Origin of the sequence: Polaromonas sp. AET17H-212, assembly GCF_002379085.1 — a bacterium.
Lineage (GTDB): Bacteria > Pseudomonadota > Gammaproteobacteria > Burkholderiales > Burkholderiaceae_C > Polaromonas.
This window is the reverse complement of sequence record NZ_NBZW01000022.1, coordinates 16789-34761: the sequence shown is the minus strand read 5'-3', so window position 1 is coordinate 34761 and position 17973 is coordinate 16789. Positions and strand designations below refer to the sequence as shown.

General features: G+C 63.8%; 22 protein-coding genes and 1 tRNA gene. 19 read left to right on the top strand and 4 right to left on the bottom strand.

Annotated features, from left to right (window positions below; all coding sequences use genetic code 11):
* Positions 1–3: 3 nt before the first annotated feature.
* The 7 genes from fdh3B to B7G53_RS16215 all read left to right on the top strand — a co-directional run bounded on the left by fdh3B (position 4) and on the right by B7G53_RS16215 (position 6862).
* Entirely contained in the window at positions 4–627 is a 624-nt protein-coding gene (gene fdh3B, locus B7G53_RS16245; RefSeq protein ID WP_096669558.1) for a formate dehydrogenase FDH3 subunit beta, read from the top strand.
* Positions 624–845, top strand: coding sequence for a hypothetical protein (locus B7G53_RS16240; RefSeq protein ID WP_096669556.1), 222 nt, complete (start codon positions 624–626; stop codon positions 843–845). Before fdh3B ends, B7G53_RS16240 begins: the two co-directional genes overlap by 4 nt.
* A 12-nt stretch (positions 846–857) precedes the next feature.
* A complete protein-coding gene (locus tag B7G53_RS16235; protein ID WP_096669554.1) occupies positions 858–2048 on the top strand; it encodes a formate dehydrogenase subunit gamma in 1191 nt (396 codons plus the stop codon).
* A gap of 288 nt (positions 2049–2336) precedes the next feature.
* Positions 2337–2726 (top strand): hypothetical protein, encoded by a 390-nt coding sequence (locus tag B7G53_RS16230; protein WP_096669552.1) that lies wholly within the window; start codon positions 2337–2339, stop codon positions 2724–2726.
* A gap of 65 nt (positions 2727–2791) precedes the next feature.
* Positions 2792–3775, top strand: a complete 984-nt coding sequence (locus tag B7G53_RS16225) for a formate dehydrogenase accessory sulfurtransferase FdhD (protein WP_176491380.1) — start codon at positions 2792–2794, stop codon at positions 3773–3775.
* A gap of 124 nt (positions 3776–3899) precedes the next feature.
* Complete coding sequence (locus B7G53_RS16220) at positions 3900–6443, top strand: ABC transporter permease (protein ID WP_096669550.1); 2544 nt, start codon at positions 3900–3902, stop codon at positions 6441–6443.
* 2 nt (positions 6444–6445) lie between these two features.
* Positions 6446–6862, top strand: coding sequence for a group II truncated hemoglobin (locus B7G53_RS16215; protein ID WP_096669548.1), 417 nt, complete (start codon positions 6446–6448; stop codon positions 6860–6862).
* A gap of 216 nt (positions 6863–7078) precedes the next feature.
* Here the strand turns inward: B7G53_RS16215 and B7G53_RS16210 are convergent, their stop codons facing one another.
* Positions 7079–7297: a DUF1059 domain-containing protein gene (locus B7G53_RS16210; protein WP_096669546.1), complete on the bottom strand. Its 219-nt coding sequence runs from the start codon at positions 7295–7297 to the stop codon at positions 7079–7081.
* 11 nt (positions 7298–7308) lie between these two features.
* Complete coding sequence (locus B7G53_RS16205) at positions 7309–7758, bottom strand: hypothetical protein (RefSeq protein WP_096669625.1); 450 nt, start codon at positions 7756–7758, stop codon at positions 7309–7311.
* Between the two features lie 168 nt (positions 7759–7926).
* Here B7G53_RS16205 and B7G53_RS23230 point away from each other — a divergent pair, with 168 nt between their 5' ends.
* Complete coding sequence (locus B7G53_RS23230; RefSeq protein WP_255250042.1) at positions 7927–8772, top strand: helix-turn-helix transcriptional regulator; 846 nt, start codon at positions 7927–7929, stop codon at positions 8770–8772.
* Positions 8773–8888: 116 nt separating this feature from the next.
* Here B7G53_RS23230 and B7G53_RS16195 read toward each other — a convergent pair whose 3' ends face one another.
* Both B7G53_RS16195 and radC read right to left on the bottom strand, forming a co-directional pair.
* Positions 8889–9560, bottom strand: a complete 672-nt coding sequence (locus B7G53_RS16195; protein WP_096669544.1) for a Smr/MutS family protein — start codon at positions 9558–9560, stop codon at positions 8889–8891.
* Complete coding sequence (radC, locus tag B7G53_RS16190; protein ID WP_096669542.1) at positions 9560–10234, bottom strand: RadC family protein; 675 nt, start codon at positions 10232–10234, stop codon at positions 9560–9562. Before radC ends, B7G53_RS16195 begins: the two co-directional genes overlap by 1 nt.
* Before the next feature lie 154 nt (positions 10235–10388).
* On the opposite strand from radC, the gene B7G53_RS16185 reads away from it, so the two are divergent.
* The 11 genes from B7G53_RS16185 to B7G53_RS16140 all read left to right on the top strand — a co-directional run bounded on the left by B7G53_RS16185 (position 10389) and on the right by B7G53_RS16140 (position 17741).
* Positions 10389–10877, top strand: a complete 489-nt coding sequence (locus B7G53_RS16185; protein ID WP_096669540.1) for an FKBP-type peptidyl-prolyl cis-trans isomerase — start codon at positions 10389–10391, stop codon at positions 10875–10877.
* Positions 10877–11866 carry a 4-hydroxy-3-methylbut-2-enyl diphosphate reductase gene (gene ispH / locus B7G53_RS16180; RefSeq protein ID WP_096669623.1) on the top strand — a complete coding sequence of 330 codons (990 nt, stop codon included), beginning with the start codon at positions 10877–10879 and terminating at the stop codon, positions 11864–11866. Before B7G53_RS16185 ends, ispH begins: the two co-directional genes overlap by 1 nt.
* Positions 11867–11873: 7 nt before the next feature.
* Entirely contained in the window at positions 11874–12815 is a 942-nt protein-coding gene (locus tag B7G53_RS16175) for a threonine/serine dehydratase (RefSeq protein ID WP_096669538.1), read from the top strand.
* A gap of 48 nt (positions 12816–12863) precedes the next feature.
* Complete coding sequence (gene serS, locus B7G53_RS16170; protein WP_096669536.1) at positions 12864–14204, top strand: serine--tRNA ligase; 1341 nt, start codon at positions 12864–12866, stop codon at positions 14202–14204.
* A gap of 37 nt (positions 14205–14241) precedes the next feature.
* Positions 14242–14329: transfer RNA gene (locus tag B7G53_RS16165), tRNA-Ser, on the top strand.
* Between the two features lie 186 nt (positions 14330–14515).
* Entirely contained in the window at positions 14516–15730 is a 1215-nt protein-coding gene (locus tag B7G53_RS16160) for a tyrosine-type recombinase/integrase (RefSeq protein ID WP_096669533.1), read from the top strand.
* Between the two features lie 91 nt (positions 15731–15821).
* Positions 15822–16505 carry a hypothetical protein gene (locus B7G53_RS16155; RefSeq protein WP_096669531.1) on the top strand — a complete coding sequence of 228 codons (684 nt, stop codon included), beginning with the start codon at positions 15822–15824 and terminating at the stop codon, positions 16503–16505.
* Positions 16506–16563: 58 nt separating this feature from the next.
* A complete protein-coding gene (locus B7G53_RS23030; protein WP_217992625.1) occupies positions 16564–16779 on the top strand; it encodes a helix-turn-helix transcriptional regulator in 216 nt (71 codons plus the stop codon).
* Between the two features lie 11 nt (positions 16780–16790).
* On the top strand, positions 16791–17084 hold the full coding sequence (locus B7G53_RS16150; protein WP_096669529.1) for a helix-turn-helix domain-containing protein: 294 nt from the start codon (positions 16791–16793) through the stop codon (positions 17082–17084).
* Positions 17081–17341 carry a hypothetical protein gene (locus B7G53_RS16145; protein WP_096669527.1) on the top strand — a complete coding sequence of 87 codons (261 nt, stop codon included), beginning with the start codon at positions 17081–17083 and terminating at the stop codon, positions 17339–17341. The genes B7G53_RS16150 and B7G53_RS16145 overlap by 4 nt, the downstream gene beginning before the upstream one ends.
* Entirely contained in the window at positions 17316–17741 is a 426-nt protein-coding gene (locus B7G53_RS16140) for a hypothetical protein (RefSeq protein ID WP_141396361.1), read from the top strand. Before B7G53_RS16145 ends, B7G53_RS16140 begins: the two co-directional genes overlap by 26 nt.
* Positions 17742–17973: the final 232 nt, after the last annotated feature.

The window sequence follows — 17973 nt, the reverse complement described above, 5'->3', positions numbered from 1 at the left end:
ACCATGGCACGCATGAAATTTGTCTGTGACGCCGAGCGCTGCATCGAGTGCAACGGTTGCGTTACTGCCTGCAAGAACGAAAACGAAGTTCCATGGGGTGTCAACCGCCGTCGTGTGGTGACGCTGAACGACGGTGTTCCCGGCGAGAAGTCCATTTCGGTGGCCTGCATGCATTGCAGCGACGCGCCGTGCATGGCCGTTTGCCCGGTGAACTGCTTTTACCGCACCGACGAAGGTGTGGTGTTGCACGACAAGGACGTCTGCATCGGTTGCGGCTACTGCTCTTATGCCTGCCCGTTCGGCGCGCCCCAGTTCCCGTCCCAGGGCACGTTTGGCGTGCGCGGCAAGATGGACAAGTGCACCTTCTGTGCCGGTGGCCCCGAGGCCAATGGCAGCCAGGCCGAATTCGAAAAATACGGCCGCAACCGGCTGGCCGAAGGCAAGCTGCCGGCCTGCGCCGAACAGTGCTCGACCAAGGCGCTGCTCGCTGGCGATGGCGATGTGGTTGCCGACATTTTCCGCACGCGTGTCGTACAGCGCGGCAAGGGCGCCGAAGTGTGGGGCTGGGGGACGGCCTACGGTTCCAAACAGGCGGGCCAGCCTCCCGTGCAAGGAGCCAAATCATGATGCGCCTCACACTGCTCACGGCTGCCGTCATGGCGCTTGCCGCTTGTGGCGAAAAGCCCCAGTCCGCTGGTGGCGTCAAAAGCGACACGGCCGCGTTCCAGGGCACCAGCAATGCCTTCAATGCCCCGGGCTGGAAAGCCGGCGACAAGACTGCCTGGGAGCAGCAGCTCAAGACGCGCGCGCAGGCCGGCCAGAACGAATACAACCGCGTGAAATAACAGGGAGTTCACATGCAACGCCCATCGCGATTCCTGGCAGCACTCTTTCTTGCAGCGACCGGCTGGTCGGCCACGGTGTCGGCGCAACCCGCGGCCACCCCGGCTCCGGCTCCAACTGCTGCAACGGCTCCGGCTGCAGCAGCACCGGCAGGCGGCATCCAGAGCGCCAACATCTTCGAGGTCAAACCCGACGCAAGCGCTGATCCCAAGTATGCGCAGCAGACCAATGGCGAGCGCGCCAAGGTCCAGCCTGGCAACAACGCGCCCATGTGGCGCCAGGTGGGCTCGGGTGTCACCGGCTACAGCAGCCTGCCGAAAAGCGAGGCGCCTGAGGCCGGCAACCTGATCCAGCCTTTTGTGCGCTACCCCGGTTCACTGTTGACCAACGCCGGAGAGGCCTGGCGCCAGGTCCGCAACAATTGGTTGATCCCCTACGGTGGTGCGCTGCTGCTGATCGTGGTGGGTGCGATTGCGCTGTTTTACTTTGGCAAGGGCCGGATCAACCTGCACGGTGCTGAAACCGGCCGCAAGATCGAGCGTTTCACGCCGTTTGAGCGTTCCGCCCATTGGGCCAACGCGATTGCTTTCTGTATTCTGGCGATCTCCGGGCTCATCATGGCCTTCGGAAAGTTCTTCCTGCTGCCGGTCATGGGTTTGACCCTGTTCGGTTGGTTGACCTACCTGCTCAAGAACATGCACAACTTTGCCGGTCCGCTGTTTGCCGTGTCCCTGGTGATCGTGTTTTTCACGTTTGTCCGCGACAACATGCCCAGCCGCGGCGATATCGGCTGGCTGCTCAAGGGCGGAGGCTTGCTGTCCGGCAAGGAAGTGCCGTCGCACCGCTTCAACGCCGGCGAAAAACTGGTGTTCTGGGGCGGCGTGTTTTTCCTCGGCATCATCGTGGTGGCCTCGGGGCTGGTGCTCGACAAGCTGATCCCCGGGCTGATCTATGTTCGCGACACCATGCAGGTGGCGCACATGGTGCATGCCGTGGCGACGGTGCTGATGATGGCAATGTTCATCGGCCATATCTACATTGGCACCATCGGCATGCAGGGCGCCTATGACGGCATGAAAACCGGCTATGTGGACGAGACCTGGGCCAGGGAACACCACGAGTACTGGTACGACGACGTGAAGGCTGGCAAGATTCCGGCTCAGCGCAGCGAGCCTGCGCCACCGAGCCAGACCGTCCAGGCCTAGGGCCGGTTCACACTATGGATACAAGATGCGTTGCGAGTCAAAAAGGCCATGCGTGAGGCGCAAAATGCAGCCGGGCTGGAGCCCGGCAAGGCTTTGCAACGCTGCGCATGGCTTTTTTGGCCGCAACCCGGAGGGAACGTGGTTAAAACAACGCCACTCGTCGTTGCCCTCCTAGCCCAGCCGCCCAGGCTGGGTGTCGTCGCGCGCCTAGATTGGCGCTGTTTTAACCACGTTCGCACTTGCATCCATAGTGTGAACAGGCCCTAAGATCTGAACAGCGAGGATTCCATGAAAAAAATTCTTATTGCCGCCTTGTTTGCCAGCCTGTCCGCCGTGGCATTGGCCAAGCTCCCTCCGGTCAGCGATGAGGCCAAGGCCAAGGCCGCCGAGGCCGCCGCCAAGGCCGCCTGGGCCGGCAAGGTCGATGGCTACCTGTTGTGCAAATCCATGGACAAGGTGGCAGCCAGTTATTACAAGACGGCCAAGGCGGCCGGCAAGGAAACCAAGCCGCCGGTGGCCACGCCAGCGTGCGCAGACCCTGGGGCCTTCAGCTACACGCCGCCTGAGGCGGCCAAGCCCCTGGAGGCTGCAGGTGCGCACTCCCCGGCAGCGACCGCAACCAGCCCGCCCAGCACCAAGACACCTGCGGCTGCCATTGCCCCCGAAAAGAAATCCTGAGCACCGATACTCTGCAAAAAGGCCGACTCCGCAAGGTGTCGGCTTTTTTGTTGTAGTCTTCCATCATGCCTCTGCCATACCTGACCCAGGCCCGGGCGCCGCTCACCTGCGACATTGACGCTGTCAACGAGTACGGCGACCCGCTCCAGATTGCCATTCCCGCCGAACGCGCCCTGACGGTCTACGTCGACAAGCGCGAGTTGGTGACCTTGATGACGCTCGGTGCCCACCCCGAGCTGCTGGTGCTGGGTTACCTGCGCAACCAGCGGCTGGTCAGGGACGCCGCAGACATTGAATCCATCACGGTGGACTGGGATGTGGGCGCGGCGGCGGTCCGGACGCGCCACGGCATCGTGGATATCGAGGAAAAAACCGCGCGCAAGGTGGTGACCACCGGCTGCGGGCAGGGCAGTGTGTTCGGCGGCCTGATGGACGAGGTCGACCAGATCGAACTGCCGGCCGATGCCAGCATCACCCAAGCCCAGCTGTACAGCCTGGTCAACACCATCCGTCTCAAGGAAACCACCTACAAATCGGCCGGATCCGTTCATGCCTGCGCGTTGTTTTCGCTGGCAGCCGCGGAGCCGGACATGCTGCTGTTTGTCGAGGATGTCGGGCGGCACAACGCCATTGACACCATTGCTGGCTGGATGGCCATGAATATGTTGGCCCCCACGCTCCCCACTGCGTGTGGTTCGCTGCCCTCCGAGGGGGCCGCTGCGCCTGCGGCCCGGCAAAGCCAGATCCGCGGCCCTGGCTGGTCTGGATCCGAAGTCCCCACACTCTCCCCCGAGCCTTCCGGACTCGTGTTCTACACCACCGGGCGGCTGACCAGCGAAATGGTCATCAAGTCGGCGCAAATGGGCGTGCCGATTGTGGTCTCGCGCAGCGGCATCACGCAGATGGGCCACCAGGTGGCGCAGGCTGTCGGGTTGTGCGCCATCGGCCGTGCGACCAACCGGCGTTTTGTCTGTTATGCCCAGCCCGGGCGGCTCAAGCTGCAGCCCGACCTCGCTGGCCCCCGACTGCGGGCGCCAGAGACGGCCTGATGCCTGAGGCCGGACGGTGGTCCGGCACTTCCCCCAGGGGTCCTGGCCCGACGGACCTCCATTGCCGACCGCCGGCAGAAACCGACAGGCTTCGGGGCTGTGGACTTTGCGTTAAGGTCAACCCATGAACACCCTTTTCCTCAAACTCGGCTGGCGGACGCTGCGGCGCGACCTGCGCGCCGGGGAACTGCGGCTGCTGATCGTTGCGGTGACGCTGGCCGTCGCAGCCCTGACGGCCGTCGGTTTTTTTGCCGACCGCCTCAAGGGAGGCTTGCAGCGCGATGCCCGCCAGCTGCTCGGCGGAGATGCCGTGCTGCGCAGCGACGGCATCACCCCCGAGGTGTTTGTTGCCAAGGCGCGCAGTCTGGGCCTGCAGGCGACCTCGACCGTGACTTTTCCGACCATGGGCCGGGCGCGCGAGGAAGACGGTGGCGCCAGCAAACTCGTGGCCTTCAAGGCGGTGCCCGAGGGCTACCCCTTGCGCGGCACCATGCAGGTTGCACCCAGCCCCGAGGCGGCCGGCGCGGCCACGCGCGAGGTTCCCGCGCCCGGCACGGCCTGGGCCGACGCCTCGCTGCTTGATGCGCTGGGCCTGCGCATCGGCCAGACCCTGCTGATGGGCGACGCCCGCTTCACCTTGGCGCGCGTGATTGTCCAGGAGCCGGACCGCGGCGGCGGGTTTGCCAATTTTTCGCCGCGCGTGATGATCAACAGCGCCGACCTGGCCGCCACCGGCCTGATCCAGCCGGCCAGCCGGACCAACTACCGCTTTGCCGTGGCCGGCAGCGACGCCGCGGTGAAAACCTATGTCCAGTGGGCCACGCAGGAAATCAAGAAGGCCGAATGGCGCGGTGTGCGCATCGAGTCGCTGGAAAGCGGCAGCCCCGAGATGCGCCAGACACTGGACCGTGCCGAAAAATTCCTCAACCTGGTGGCCTTGCTGGCGGCCTTGCTGAGCGCCGTGGCCGTGGCCATCGTGGCACGCGGCTTCGCAGCCAAACACCTGGACGACTGCGCCATGCTGCGCGTGCTGGGCCAGCCGCAACGCACCATCGCGCTGGCCTATACCTTTGAATTTGTGCTGGCCGGCATGGCTGCCAGCGCCCTGGGGGTGCTGATCGGTTTTGCCGTGCACTATGGCTTTGTGCTGCTGCTGGCCGGCCTGGTCGAAACGGCGTTGCCGTTTCCCACCTTCTGGCCGGTGGCGTTCGGCATGGGCATGGGGCTGACCCTGCTGCTCGCTTTCGGCCTGCCGCCGGTGCTGCAGCTGGCCCAGGTGCCGCCGCTGCGCGTGATCCGCCGCGATGTCGGCAACCTGCGGCCGGCCTCGCTGGCGGTGCTGCTGGTCGGCGTGCTCGGTTTTGCGGCCCTGCTGGTGGCGGCCAGCAGCGACCTCAAGCTCGGCCTGATTGCCGTCGGCGGTTTTGCTGGGGCGGTGGCGGTGTTTGCCGTGGCCAGCTTCGCAGCCGTCAAGCTGCTGCGCGCCAGCGTCAACGAAGCCACCGCGCCGCGCTGGCTGGTGCTGGCCACGCGCCAGCTGTCGGCGCGGCCGGTGTATGCCGTGGTGCAGGTCAGCGCGCTGGCGGTCGGGCTGCTGGCGCTGATGCTGCTGGTGCTGCTGCGCACCGACCTGATCAGCAGCTGGCGCCGGGCCACACCGCCCGATGCGCCGAACCGTTTTGTCATCAATGTGCAGCCCGAGCAGGGCGCCGCGTTCCAGCAGGCCTTGCGCGATGGCGGCGTCACCAGGTTTGACTGGTACCCCATGATTCGGGGCCGCCTCGTCGCGATCAACGGCAAGGCGGTGGCACCGGAGGACTTCGAGGACGACCGCGCCAAGCGCCTGGTGGACCGCGAGTTCAACCTGTCCCACGCCGCGCAGCAGCCCTCGCACAACCAGGTGGTGGCTGGCCGCTGGACGCCCGATGAGGCAGGCGCCATCAGCGTCGAGGACGGGCTGGCGAAAACGCTGGGCCTGCAACTCGGCGACAGCCTGCGTTTCGACATCGGCGGCCAGCTCAGCGAGGCAAAAATCACCAGCCTGCGCAAGGTCGACTGGGGTTCCATGCGGGTCAACTTTTTCGTGATGTACCCGGTGGCAACGATGCCGGACGTGCCGGTGTCCTACATCAGCGCCTTCCGCGCACCCGAACGTGTGGCCACGCCGGACGGGGTGAAGCCGCGCAGCTTCGACAACGAACTGGTCAAGGCCTTTCCCAACATCACCAACGTCGACATGAGCAGCACCATCGCCCAGGTGCAGCGTGTGCTGGACCAGGTGATACGCGCCGTGGAGTACCTGTTTGGTTTCACGCTGGCCGCCGGCCTGGTGGTGCTGTTCGCAGCCATCACCGCGACGCGCGAGGAGCGCGCGCACGAGTTCGCCATCATGCGTGCCGTCGGCGCGCGCGCCTCGCTGCTGCGCCAGGTGCAGCGCGCCGAACTCGCCGGCGTCGGCCTGCTGGCCGGCTTCCTCGCGTCCATCGTGGCATTGGCGGTGGGCTGGGGTCTGGCGCGTTTTGTGTTCGATTTCAGCTGGACCGGCTCCTGGACCGTGCCGCTGCTGGGCAGCCTCGCCGGCGCCGTGCTGGCGATGGCCGCGGGTTGGTGGGGCCTGCGCTCCGTGCTCAACACGCCGGTTGTGGAAACGTTACGCAAGGCCCAATGAGCATGAACATCGAAGAAAAACCACCGGGTACACCGCCGTTCGACACCCCCTTTGACTGGATAGGCGGCGAAGCGCGGGTGAAGGCGCTGGTGGACCGTTTTTACGACCTGATGGACCTGGAGCCCGGCTACGCAGCGCTACGCGCGGCCCACGGCAGCCATCTGGTCGAGGCGCGCCAGCACCTGTTCTGGTTCCTGTGCGGCTGGCTGGGCGGGCCGCAACACTACACCGAGCGTTTTGGCCACCCCAAGCTGCGCCTGCGCCACATGCCTTTTGTCATCGGCATCCTCGAGCGCGACCAGTGGCTGGCCTGCATGGACCAGGCGATGGGTGAAACCGGCGTCGATGAAGAACTGCGCGCCAAGCTGCGCACCTCGTTTTTTCAGACCGCCGACTGGATGCGGAACACGCCGGCCTGAGCCTGCCCCGAGGACAGGCTGTGGGGTAGTTGCTATAAATTCAGTAGCTGCTTGCGCAGGCCCTGTCAGGGCTGCAGGCCTGTTTTCCTTGAAAATCTGGCGAGTGACCAGTCTTCGAGATGGTCTGGTGGCCCATATTTTTAATGAAATACGCCTTCAGCCCTTTCTGGACGGTCGCAGTCGGCTATCAAATAAATAGCAAATCAGCGCCAGTCGTTACGCCGCCTGGGCTTGCTTCGGCTTGAGCGGCGGCGTGCCCTGCTTGAACATGGACGTCAGCTGCTTGCGCAGATCCGGCGAGTCGGTGTGGCCATGCACGGCCACCGCATGCTGCACGGCGGCTTCGAGCAATTCCTTGTCGTTGTCGGCCGACAGCGCGACGCTGCAGTTCATGGTGCTGGGGAATTCGCGGCAATCAATGTATTGGCGGGACATGATGGCTCCTTTCAGGGTCGGGCTTCAAAAATCAGGTTGAACGGTGTCTGGCTGGCGCGCCTGAAATGGCGGAAGCCGCCTTGCGTGACGACATCGCGCAAGCGGGCCTCGCCAGCCTGGGCAGCCAGACACAGTCCCACCTCCTGCGAACGTGAAGCGGGCGTGCAGATAAAAGTGAAAGTGGAAGCGGAAAAAAGGCCGGGCCCACCGGGGGTCAGGTTGTCTTCGAGCTCGTAACGGACGTAAGCACTTGCAGCCTGGGCTGACCACCATTCGCGCAGATAACGCGGGGCGGTGTGGGGCCGGCTGGCCAGTTCCACCGCCGTCGCAGGGCCTTTGGCTAAAACCTCGTACAAGCCGAACTGGTCGCCAGCCATAGTGGTGGCGGCATGCGTCAGCGCGCCGAAATCGCTCACAAACTGCTCCACGAATGTGTTGAGTTTCCCTTCGTCGATGGCCATCATTTTCTCTTTGTTGCGTTTTTCCGGCGGCCGGGTATCCTCCGGCGAGAGCGGCTTCTATACTGAATTTGAACCACCCGGGAACCGCCCGCCATGCCATCGTGAAGCTGTCCCAGCCCCGTGCCAATACGCAGCAATGCGTATGGACGAACTCCATGGAGCCGCGCCATGAACCACCTCACCCGCAACGATTTCGCCAGCGCCTTGCAGGTGCTGGCGCAGATCGAGGCGCAGGCGGTGGACGTCGACAGCTTCGCGCGCGCGACGGTGCTGGCGCTCAATGCCTACGTGGCCTCCGAACTGACCACGTTGTCGGACTGCGACCTGTTCACCGGCCATCGCCAGGTCGTGGGCCTGACCGGTGTGCGGCTGGGTGCCGACGAGATCGCGTGTTTCGACCGGCATTTTTTCGAGCACCCGCTGGTGCTGCACCATGGCATCGACGGCGGGCTACAGGCGCGGCGCATCTCCGACCTGGTGAGCCGGCACGACTTTCAGCGCAGCGCGCTGTATGGCGACTATTACCAGCGCATCGGGCTGGAATACACCATAGCGGTGCCGCTGTTCCATGATCACCGGCGCCTGGTCAGTGTGGTGCTGAACCGGCGCGGCCTCGACTTCAATGAACGGGACCGCGAGCGGCTGGAGTTGTTGCGTCCGCACCTGGCCTTTTTGTACCAGCACGCGCGCCAGGCGCCGGCCCTGCAGGTGGGCGCAACGCCGCCGCCCGTGGCCAGGCCGGTCGCCGACGTCAGCGCGCCGGGCCTGACCCTGCGCGAGGAAGATGTGATGCACTGGCTGGCCTGCGGCAAGACCGATGCAGAGATCGCGGCATTGCTGTCGATCAGCCCGCGCACGGTACAAAAACACCTGGAGCACATCTATGTGAAGCTGGGCGTCGAAACCCGGACCGCTGCGGTGATGCGGGCGCTGGCCGCCGCCGATCACGATATCCACGTGCTCCCAACAGTGGGAGGGCCGGCGCGGTCCCCGTTACCGCGACAGGCCGGGTAGGCCAGCAAATGGTTTTCCGGCGCATGCATCCGGTGAAAATTTATAGGAAAAGTGGCTCTGGTCCTTGCTGGATAGCCGCAAAATGCTATTAAATAAATAGCGAACCGCCCAGCGACTCAGCTCTGCGCCAGCAGCACCACCAGCGCGCCGGCACCACCTTCGGCCGGCCGCGCCTGCACAAAGGCGATCACTTCCTGCTTCTGGATCAGCCAGCTTTGCACCCGGCCCTTGAGCACCGGCGTCTTGCCGGGCGAACCCAGGCCCTTGCCGTGCACCACCCGCACGCAGCGCATGCCGGCCTTGTGCGCTTCGCGAATGAAGGCCGCCAGGGTGTCGCGCGCATCCTCGCGGCGCAGGCCGTGCAGGTCGAGCTGGCGCTGGATGCTCCAGCCGCCGCGGCGCAGCTTGCGCACCACGTCCGGCCCCATGCCCGGACGGCGAAAACTCAGCGCCTCGTCGGTGTCGAGCAGGGTTTCAACATCAAATTCGTCGGAGATCGCCTCGCGCATCACGGCCAGCTCGTCGCGTTGCTGCTGCACCGGAACCGGTGCGGGCTGGGCCGGCGGCAGGTGCGCCCGGTGGCCCGGATGGCCGGGCCGGTGTCTGGCCGGCAGCGCCTTGACCGGGCCGATGGCGCGCGAGAAAAGCTCCTTTTCCGCCTTCGCTGTCGCAGCGGCAGCCGCGCGCGCCGCCTTGAGGTCGGCTGCCTGCCGGGCCCGGGTTTCTATCTCGAGCTTGACGGCTTTCAGGCCCTTCAGGTCCTTGATGGCCGGTGGTCGGGCCGCCATCAGAGCAGCCCCCGTTCCGCCATCGAGATCGCCTGCGTGCTGGTCACAACAAAATGGTCCAGCACCCGCACATCCACCAGGGCCAGCGCGGCTTTCAGCGTCTGGGTCAGCGCTTCGTCGGCACGCGAGGGCTTGGCTTCACCGCTCGGGTGGTTGTGCGCCAGCACCACGCTGCCGGCGTGCAGGGCCAGCGCCCGCACCACCACCTCGCGCGGGTAAACGCTGGTTTGTGTCAGCGTGCCGCGAAACAGCTCTTCCAGCGCAATCAGCCGGTGCTGGCTGTCGAGAAACAGCACCGCGAAAATTTCGTGGGGCCGGCTGCCCAGCTGCAACTGCAGGTAGTCGCGCACCGCCTGCGGCGTGGTGAACAGCGGCTTGTCCTGCAGCTCCTGCGCCAGCGCGCGGCGCGCCAGCTCCAGCACGGCCACCAGTTCGGCGCGTTTGGCCGGTCCCAGGCCCTTGATGCTGTTGAGGGCTTGGTGCCCGGTGTGCAACAGGCCGGCCACGCCACCGAAAGTGTCCACCAACTCCTGGCCCATCTGCAATGCATTTTTGCCGGGAATGCCGCTGCGCAGCAGCAGGGCCAGCAACTCGGCGTCGCTGAGCGCGCCGGGGCCGCGGGCCAGCAGCTTTTCGCGGGGGCGGGCGTCCTCGGGCAGGTCTTTCAGGAGCATGGGAGGTCTCGGCAGGGGGCAAGCATTGAAAACGCCATCACAGGGGCAGTATCAGGGGTAAACCGGCGGGTCTGGCTGGGCCGGGTCGCACTTTCTACAATAGGGGCAGTTTACAAACAGTTGGCGGCCCGCCGGGCCGGCACCCGAAAGTCCTATGTCCACCGTGGAAACACCCGCTCCCGCCCTCGTTCAGCCTGGTTCCTTCCTGACCCTGCACTACCGCATGGCCGGGCCGTCCACAGACGGACAACCGGGCGCCGACATCATCAACACCTTCGCCGGCAAGCCCGCCACGCTGAGCCTGGGCACAGGCGAGCTGTCGCCCGCGATCGAGCAGCGCCTGCTGGGCCTGCGCGAAGGCACACGCACCAGCTTCGAACTGGCGGCCGGCGAGGCTTTTGGCGAGCGCAACCCCGAGCTGGTGCAGTGGGTGGCGCGCAAGCTGCTCAATGAACTGGGCGACCCCCACGAGCAGTACAAGGTCGGCGATGTCGTGCAGTTCCCCACGCCCGACGGCATGGGCCAGTACGCCGGCAGCGTGCAGCAGGTCAAGGCCGACGGCGACGCCGTGCAGTTTGACTTCAACCACCCGCTGGCCGGCCAGCCGGTGGTGTTTGAAGTCCAGTTGATTGGTGTCCTGTGATCGAAAAAACAAAACCTCAGGAAATCATCCTCGCCGAGCCGCGCGGGTTCTGCGCCGGCGTCGATCGCGCCATCGAGATTGTCGAGCGCGCGCTCGGCAAGTTCGGCGCCCCGATTTATGTGCGCCACGAAATCGTGCACAACACCTATGTCGTCAACGAGCTCAAGGAAAAGGGCGCGGTTTTCATCGAGGACCTGGACGATGTGCCGGTGGGCGCCACGTTGGTGTTCAGCGCCCACGGCGTCAGCAAGGCCACCGAGCGCGAGGCCGAAGCGCGCGGCTTTCGCATCTTCGACGCCACCTGCCCGCTGGTGACCAAGGTGCATGTGGAAGTGGCCAAGCTCAACAAGGAAGGTTACGAGTTCATCATGATCGGCCACAAGGGCCACCCCGAGGTCGAGGGCACCATGGGCCAGCTCGACAGCGGCATCCATCTGGTGGAAGACGTGGCCGACGTGGCGCGCATCCAGCCGGCGCAGACCGACAAGCTCGCGGTGGTCACGCAGACCACGCTCAGTGTGGACGACGCGGCCGAAATCAGCGCCGCCGTGAAAGCGCGGTTCCCGAACGTGCGCGCGCCCAAGCAGCAGGACATCTGTTACGCCACGCAAAACCGGCAGGACGCCGTCAAGATCATGAGCCCGCAGGTGGACATCCTTATCGTGGTCGGCAGCCCCACCAGCTCCAACAGCAACCGCCTGCGCGAGCTGGCCGCCAAGCTGGGCACCGAGGCCTACATGGTGGACGACGCCACCGAGCTCAAGCCCGAATGGTTTGAAGGCAAAAACCGCGTCGGCCTGACCGCCGGGGCGTCGGCGCCCGAAATCCTGGTCAAGCAGGTGATCGACCGCATCAAGGCGCTGGGCGCGGTGTCGGTGCGCAAGATGGCCGGCATCGAGGAAACCATCAAGTTTCCGCTGCCCAAGGGGCTCAAGCTCGACGGCCCCGCGCTGGACGCCATCGGCAGCGACCTGCATGCCGAGTCCTAGGCCGGGTATGCCAGATCGCTATCCAATCGAGAGCTGCCAACGCAGGTTTCAAGAGGGATACAACCACTTTATTCGTCAAACCCCGGTGTGGAAGCTGCCCGGCAAGGCGCTCGGCGTGGATTGCGCTGAAGTCTGGCTCAAGCTCGAGCAGTTGCAGACCAGCGGCAGTTTCAAGGCGCGCGGCATGCTCAACCGTCTGCTGTCCAACCCCATCCCGTCCAGCGGCGTGATTGTGGCGTCGGGCGGCAACGCCGGCATTGCCACCGCCGCCGCCGCGCGTGAACTGGGCGTGCGCTGCGAGGTGTTTGTGCCCGAGGTGTCCAGCCCGGCCAAACGCGCCAAGCTGGCCGCCCTGGGCGCCGAGGTGGTGGTCACCGGGGCGGCGTATTCGGAAGCGCTGCAGGCCTGCCTGGCGCGCCAGCAGAAAACCGGTGCCTTGCTGACCCATGCCTACGACCAGCTTGAGGTGGTGGTGGGCGCCGGCACGCTGGCGCTGGAGATCGAGCAGCAGGCCGGCCTGCCTGACGCCGTGCTGGTCAGCGTGGGCGGCGGTGGCCTGATCGCCGGCATTGCCAGCTGGTTCGAGCAGCGCGCCCGCGTGGTGGCGCTGGAGCCCGAACTCGCGCCCACCCTGTTCCGGGCGCGCGAGGCCGGGCAGCCGGTCGATGTGAGCGTTGGCGGCATTGCCGCCGATTCACTGGGCGCCAAACGCATTGGCGACCTGGGTTGGGCGGCCACCCAGGCGCATGTGCGTGATGCGCTGCTGCTCAGCGACGAAGTCATCCGGGCTGCCCAGCTGTGGATGTGGCGGGAGCTCAGGCTGGCGGTGGAGCCAGCCGCAGCCTTGCCGCTGGCGGCGCTGCACAGCGGCGCCTATGTGCCGCGGCCGGACGAAAAAGTCTGCCTGATCATCTGCGGCGCCAACCTCGACCCGGCCAGCCTGAACTGAACCCCGTCCCGGTGGCCGGCCGGCCGCGGCTCAAAATACAATGACCCCATGCTAGACATCAACCTGCTCCGTAAAGACCTGCCCTCGGCCATCGCCCGGCTGGAAACCCGCAAAAGCCCGCAAGCCTTCCTCAACGTGGAAGCCTTCCAGGCACTGGAGGCCGAGCGCAAGGCGCTGCAGATCCGGACCGAAGAGCTGCAGAACCAGCGCAACACCCTGTCCAAGCAGATCGGCCAGCTCAAGTCCAAAGGCGAAGACGCCAGCGCCGTGATGGCGCAGGTGACAAGCTCCAAGGCCGAGCTGGAAGCTTCCAGCGTCCGGCTCGAGCAGATCCAGGGCGAGATGCAGGCCCTGTTGCTGGCCGTGCCCAACCTGCCGCATGACAGCGTGCCGCACGGTGCGGGCGAGGCGGGCAACGTCGAGGTGCGCAGATGGAGCCCGGTCGAAGGCCTGGGCGGCGAGCCGCCGGCTTTTGCCTTCGAGGCCAAGGACCATGTGGACGTGGGTCAGCCACTGGGCCTGGATTTTGAACTCGGCACCAAACTTACCGGCTCGCGCTTCACGGTCATGCAGGGCCAACTCGCGCGCATGCACCGGGCGCTGTCGCAGTTCATGCTTGACGTGCAGACCGCCGAACACGGCTACACCGAGTGTTATGTGCCTTACATCGTCAATGGCGATTCCCTGCGCGGCACCGGCCAACTGCCCAAGTTTGAAGAAGACCTGTTCGCCGCCAAAAAGGGCGGGCAGGAAGGTGCGGCCGAGGCCGAAAGCACGGCGCTGTACCTGATTCCCACCTCCGAGGTGCCGCTGACCAACTTTGTGCGCGACGAGGTGCTGCCCGAGGCGCAACTGCCGCTCATGTTCACGGCGCACACACCCTGTTTCAGGTCCGAGGCCGGCAGCTACGGCCGCGACACCCGCGGCATGATCCGCCAGCACCAGTTCGACAAAGTCGAGATGGTGCAGATCGTGCACCCGGAGCACAGCTACGACGCCCTTGAGGCCATGACCGGCCACGCCGAGGCCATCCTGCAAAAGCTCGGCCTGCCTTACCGCGTGATGCTGCTGTGCACTGGTGACATGGGTTTCGGCGCCAGCAAGACTTATGACCTGGAAGTCTGGCTGCCGGGCCAGAACGCCTACCGTGAAATCAGCTCCGTCTCCAACTGCGAAGCCTTCCAGGCGCGCCGCCTGCAGGCCCGCTTCAAGAACGCCCAGGGCAAAAACGAATTCGTGCACACCCTCAACGGCTCCGGCCTGGCGGTGGGCCGCACCCTGGTCGCAGTGCTGGAAAATTACCAGTGCGAAGACGGCACGGTGGCGGTGCCGGCTGTTTTGCAGCCCTACATGGGCGGCATCACGGCACTGACACCGCCTGCCCGCTGACAGGTTCGCCGGCCTGATAGAATTGCGGCTCGATTTAGGAGAGGTGGCAGAGTGGCCGAATGTACCTGACTCGAAATCAGGCGTACCGCAAGGTACCGTGGGTTCGAATCCCACCCTCTCCGCCAAGAACCGGTCTGATGTAGTCCAAAGCAGACCCCCAAAAGCCCCGAAAGCCCAGTGTTTACGGGGCTTTTTTGTTTCCGGTGGTCCGATGTGGGGTATTGCAAGCCGGGATCATTTGGGGGTATGTTCGGGGGTATCGGCATAAAACCTTGGGGGTATTTCTCCAAAAAGGCCGTTTGGAGCCTTCCATGCCCCTCACCGACACCGCCATCAAGAAGGCCAAACCCGGCCCCAGCCCGGCCAAACTGAGCGACGGCAAGGGCATGTACCTGCTGGTGACCGAAAGCGGCTCTAAGCTGTGGCGCTGGAAGTACCGGGCAGACGGTAAGGAAAAGGTCATGGCCCTGGGTTCTTACCCGGATGTGTCTTTGGCACAGGCGCGGGAGGCGATGGGCGCGGCGCGCAAGCTGCTGGCGACCGGCAGCGACCCGATGGCGCAGCGCAAGGCTGACAAGCTGGCCAAACAATCCGCAGCCGAAAACTCATTTCAGACTGTGGCCCTGCTGTGGTGGGATCAATGGCGCAGCGCCAAAAGCCCCCGCCATGCCGATGACGTGCATAAGCGTTTGAAGGCCGATGTGTTCCCGGCCATCGGCAAAAGGCCGATTTCAGACATTCAAGCCCCTGAGCTTGTGGCAATGGTCAAGGCCATCGCGGCTCGCGGCGCTCTGGACATTGCCAAACGGGCTTTGCAGACATCGGGGCAGGTGTTCCGCTACGCTATCGCGCATGGGCTGGCACAGCGCAACCCGGCGACCGACATCAAGCCTGCAGACATACTGGCATCACGCAAGGCGGGCAACTATTCGCGGCTTGACGCGAAAGAGCTGCCCGAACTGCTTAGGCACATGGAAGCCTATCAAGGCGCGCCAGTCACGCGGCTGGCCATGAAACTGATGGCGCTGACGTTTGTGCGCACGTCCGAACTGATCGGCGCGCACTGGGCTGAATTTGACCTGGAGGCCGGGCGCTGGGATATTCCACCTGAGCGCATGAAGATGAAAACCCCGCATATCGTGCCCTTGTCATCGCAGGCGGTAACGGTCTTGCGAACGCTGCAATTGGTTTCCGGGCATGGGGCTTTGCTGTTCCCCGGTGAGCGCGACCATGAAAAGCCCATGAGCAACAACACCATCCTGAAGGCGCTGGAGCGCATGGGCTACAAGGGCAGGATGACCGGGCACGGGTTCAGGGGCATCGCGTCAACCGTCATGCATGAAATGGGCTTTAACCATGCCCATATCGAGCTGCAACTGGCGCATCAAGAGCGTGATCAAGTGAGTGCGGCCTACAACCATGCGACCTATCTCAAAGAGCGCGCCAAGATGATGCAGCATTGGGGTGACTATCTGGAGAACTGCGTCACTGGCAAGGTGCTGACATTCAAACGCAAGGCTGCTTGATTCAATCTTTTTGCCAGTCCTAGGCTGATCCCCGAAAACCCGTTTCCCTGACGGGCTGGACTGGCAACCTATCAGGGGGCGTGGGGGCGCTATGGAAATCTCTAACTATTGGGACACTGTGCCGGACTACACCGGCACCGAAGCTGCATATTTGATTTTGGGAATAGAGCCAGAGCAAAAAGTAAATGAGCCGCTAAGCAGTTTCAACCACTTGTACCGACGGATGAAATTGGCATTCATAGACACCTGCGCGCATTATCGTTACTGTACGGAAAACGAACGTGATTGGGACGCCATTAGCCCGGCCTATTGGAATGGAGAGGAACTCGAAACAAACGAGTTGGCCAGCGTACAAATGATCACCCTTGCAAATCAATGCCTCGATGCTCGAGGCGATTCTTCCTACTGTGCATTCAAAGAGTTTTTCCTCGGGTGGCTTGACCAAGCGATTGACCAATTTGAGAGTCAGCGCTTCTCTCGGGAGGAACTGCGGTATTGGCTCGGTGTAAACCAAATCGCTTCTCGCTATGCTTTTCAGATGGAAGTCCAGTTGAGTCCGGAGGAGCGACGCGCGGCGGTGAAAGAGCTCCTTATCCGATACGAAGGCAACAAGAGTGCTGTCGCGCAGCACCTTGGCATAAGTCGGCAGCGCGTTGCGCAGTTGGTGGCAGAGAAACCAACATCTGACCGCAACCCCTTGCGCAATACTTCTCACAACCCTTTCGGTGTTTCTATCCGCAAGAGTGAAATTGAGGAACCCGACTCAGGCAATTGACGCAAGCCCTGCTTGCGCCTCTCAAATTCGCTTGTCATTCACTACAGGACAAGGCGATATGAGTAAAGCCAATACGGTTCAAGGCACCGACCAAAAGCCTCACTATGCACGCGCTAAAGCGGCGTGCGCTCATTTCCAGATAGCCCGATCAACCCTGTGGCAGTGGACAAAATCCCGCCATGGTTTTCCGCAGCCCTTGAAGGCTGGTGAAAAAGTCACGCTGTTCGACATCAACGCCATAGACGCTTTTCTCAAAGCGCACGCGGCGAAGTAAGGGAGCAAGCCATGGAAAAAAATAAGGCCACCTCCCCCGAAAAGAAAGCGGCCCTTGAATCTATCAGGGCAGAGTTTAAGGGCACCAGTTCCGATACGCAATGCGCGCGGCTGCTGGAGGCTCTGACGCGGTATTCCATCACCACGTTCGAGGCCATGCGCTACCTGGACGTTTACCACTGCCCCGCGCGCATCTTGCAGCTACGCAAGGCCGGACACCGAATCCTGACGCACAGGCAAACCGTGGTGACGGAGGCCGGGGTGAGGCATTGTGTGGGCTTGTACACGCGGGAAGGCATGCAATGAACACGCCTGTCGCAGTACACAACGACCTGGACCTGCCTACCGGACAGCGTGAGCGCAAAGCCTATGCAACGCTGGCGGCGCAATTCGCCTTGATCGGCGTAGAGCTGATCAGGGGCGACCCGGAGGTGATCGGCCAAACGCCGTACTACGCAACCCGCTACGGGCTTTGGAAGCCTCTGGAAAGCCTGGACGCGGCGCGCGACTACCTGGCCAAGCGCACAAAGGCAGGCCGTGGCCAAGAGCTACAAACGCAGTAAGGACAAGCGGGACGGGGATCGCTACGTGGCTTTACCGCATGTGGTGATTGACAGCCCCAGCTATCGCGCTTTGGGGTACGCGGCGCGGGCCTTGCTGCTTGATATTGCACGCCAGTACACGGGCAGCAATAACGGGCGGCTGGTGGCCTGCGCCAAGTACCTCAAGCCGATGGGCTGGCGAAGTCACGACACGGTTTCGCGCGCCCTGACAGAAGTCAAAGAGGCGGGGCTGCTGATTGAAACGCGCATGGGTATGCGGCCTAACCGTGCGGCCTGGTTTGCGCTGGGTTGGTATGCCCTGGACGTGACGGACGGCATAGACCTTGATCCCAAAACCTATCGCACAGGCCAATACCGGCTCGCGGCGCTTAACCCGAAGGTCGGGGTAGGGAAGGTATGAACAGCCCCGATTTCTGGCGATGGGGTCAAGGGCTTTGCCCCGGCCATCGGGGCTATCCGACCACTTTTCGGCAAGGTGCTAACCCGATTGGCGGGGAGTATCTAGAAATACCATCTACTGCAGGCATTCAAAGCCACAGATACAGGCATGGGCAAAAAGGCGGGAAGGTTCGGGCGGGTGACTTGTGGCGGCTGATGGCCGTTGCCTTGATTGAAAAAAGGAGAGTTGGCCA

Bases quoted from the DNA above. Each gene is read 5' to 3' on its own strand.
- serS (WP_096669536.1), top strand. From the start codon at position 12,864: ATGCTAGACATCAACCTGCTCCGTAAAGACCTGCCCTCGGCCATCGCC.
- B7G53_RS16195 (WP_096669544.1), bottom strand. From the start codon at position 9,560: ATGGCGGCCCGACCACCGGCCATCAAGGACCTGAAGGGCCTGAAAGCC.
- radC (WP_096669542.1), bottom strand. From the start codon at position 10,234: ATGCTCCTGAAAGACCTGCCCGAGGACGCCCGCCCCCGCGAAAAGCTG.
- B7G53_RS16240 (WP_096669556.1), top strand. From the start codon at position 624: ATGATGCGCCTCACACTGCTCACGGCTGCCGTCATGGCGCTTGCCGCT.
- B7G53_RS16205 (WP_096669625.1), bottom strand. From the start codon at position 7,758: ATGGCCATCGACGAAGGGAAACTCAACACATTCGTGGAGCAGTTTGTG.
- B7G53_RS16175 (WP_096669538.1), top strand. From the start codon at position 11,874: ATGCCAGATCGCTATCCAATCGAGAGCTGCCAACGCAGGTTTCAAGAG.
- B7G53_RS16235 (WP_096669554.1), top strand. From the start codon at position 858: ATGCAACGCCCATCGCGATTCCTGGCAGCACTCTTTCTTGCAGCGACC.
- B7G53_RS16215 (WP_096669548.1), top strand. From the start codon at position 6,446: ATGAACATCGAAGAAAAACCACCGGGTACACCGCCGTTCGACACCCCC.
- B7G53_RS16185 (WP_096669540.1), top strand. From the start codon at position 10,389: ATGTCCACCGTGGAAACACCCGCTCCCGCCCTCGTTCAGCCTGGTTCC.
- fdh3B (WP_096669558.1), top strand. From the start codon at position 4: ATGGCACGCATGAAATTTGTCTGTGACGCCGAGCGCTGCATCGAGTGC.
- B7G53_RS16220 (WP_096669550.1), top strand. From the start codon at position 3,900: ATGAACACCCTTTTCCTCAAACTCGGCTGGCGGACGCTGCGGCGCGAC.
- B7G53_RS16145 (WP_096669527.1), top strand. From the start codon at position 17,081: ATGAACACGCCTGTCGCAGTACACAACGACCTGGACCTGCCTACCGGA.
- B7G53_RS16210 (WP_096669546.1), bottom strand. From the start codon at position 7,297: ATGTCCCGCCAATACATTGATTGCCGCGAATTCCCCAGCACCATGAAC.
- B7G53_RS16160 (WP_096669533.1), top strand. From the start codon at position 14,516: ATGCCCCTCACCGACACCGCCATCAAGAAGGCCAAACCCGGCCCCAGC.
- B7G53_RS16225 (WP_176491380.1), top strand. From the start codon at position 2,792: ATGCCTCTGCCATACCTGACCCAGGCCCGGGCGCCGCTCACCTGCGAC.
- B7G53_RS23030 (WP_217992625.1), top strand. From the start codon at position 16,564: ATGAGTAAAGCCAATACGGTTCAAGGCACCGACCAAAAGCCTCACTAT.
- B7G53_RS23230 (WP_255250042.1), top strand. From the start codon at position 7,927: ATGAACCACCTCACCCGCAACGATTTCGCCAGCGCCTTGCAGGTGCTG.
- B7G53_RS16230 (WP_096669552.1), top strand. From the start codon at position 2,337: ATGAAAAAAATTCTTATTGCCGCCTTGTTTGCCAGCCTGTCCGCCGTG.
- B7G53_RS16155 (WP_096669531.1), top strand. From the start codon at position 15,822: ATGGAAATCTCTAACTATTGGGACACTGTGCCGGACTACACCGGCACC.
- B7G53_RS16150 (WP_096669529.1), top strand. From the start codon at position 16,791: ATGGAAAAAAATAAGGCCACCTCCCCCGAAAAGAAAGCGGCCCTTGAA.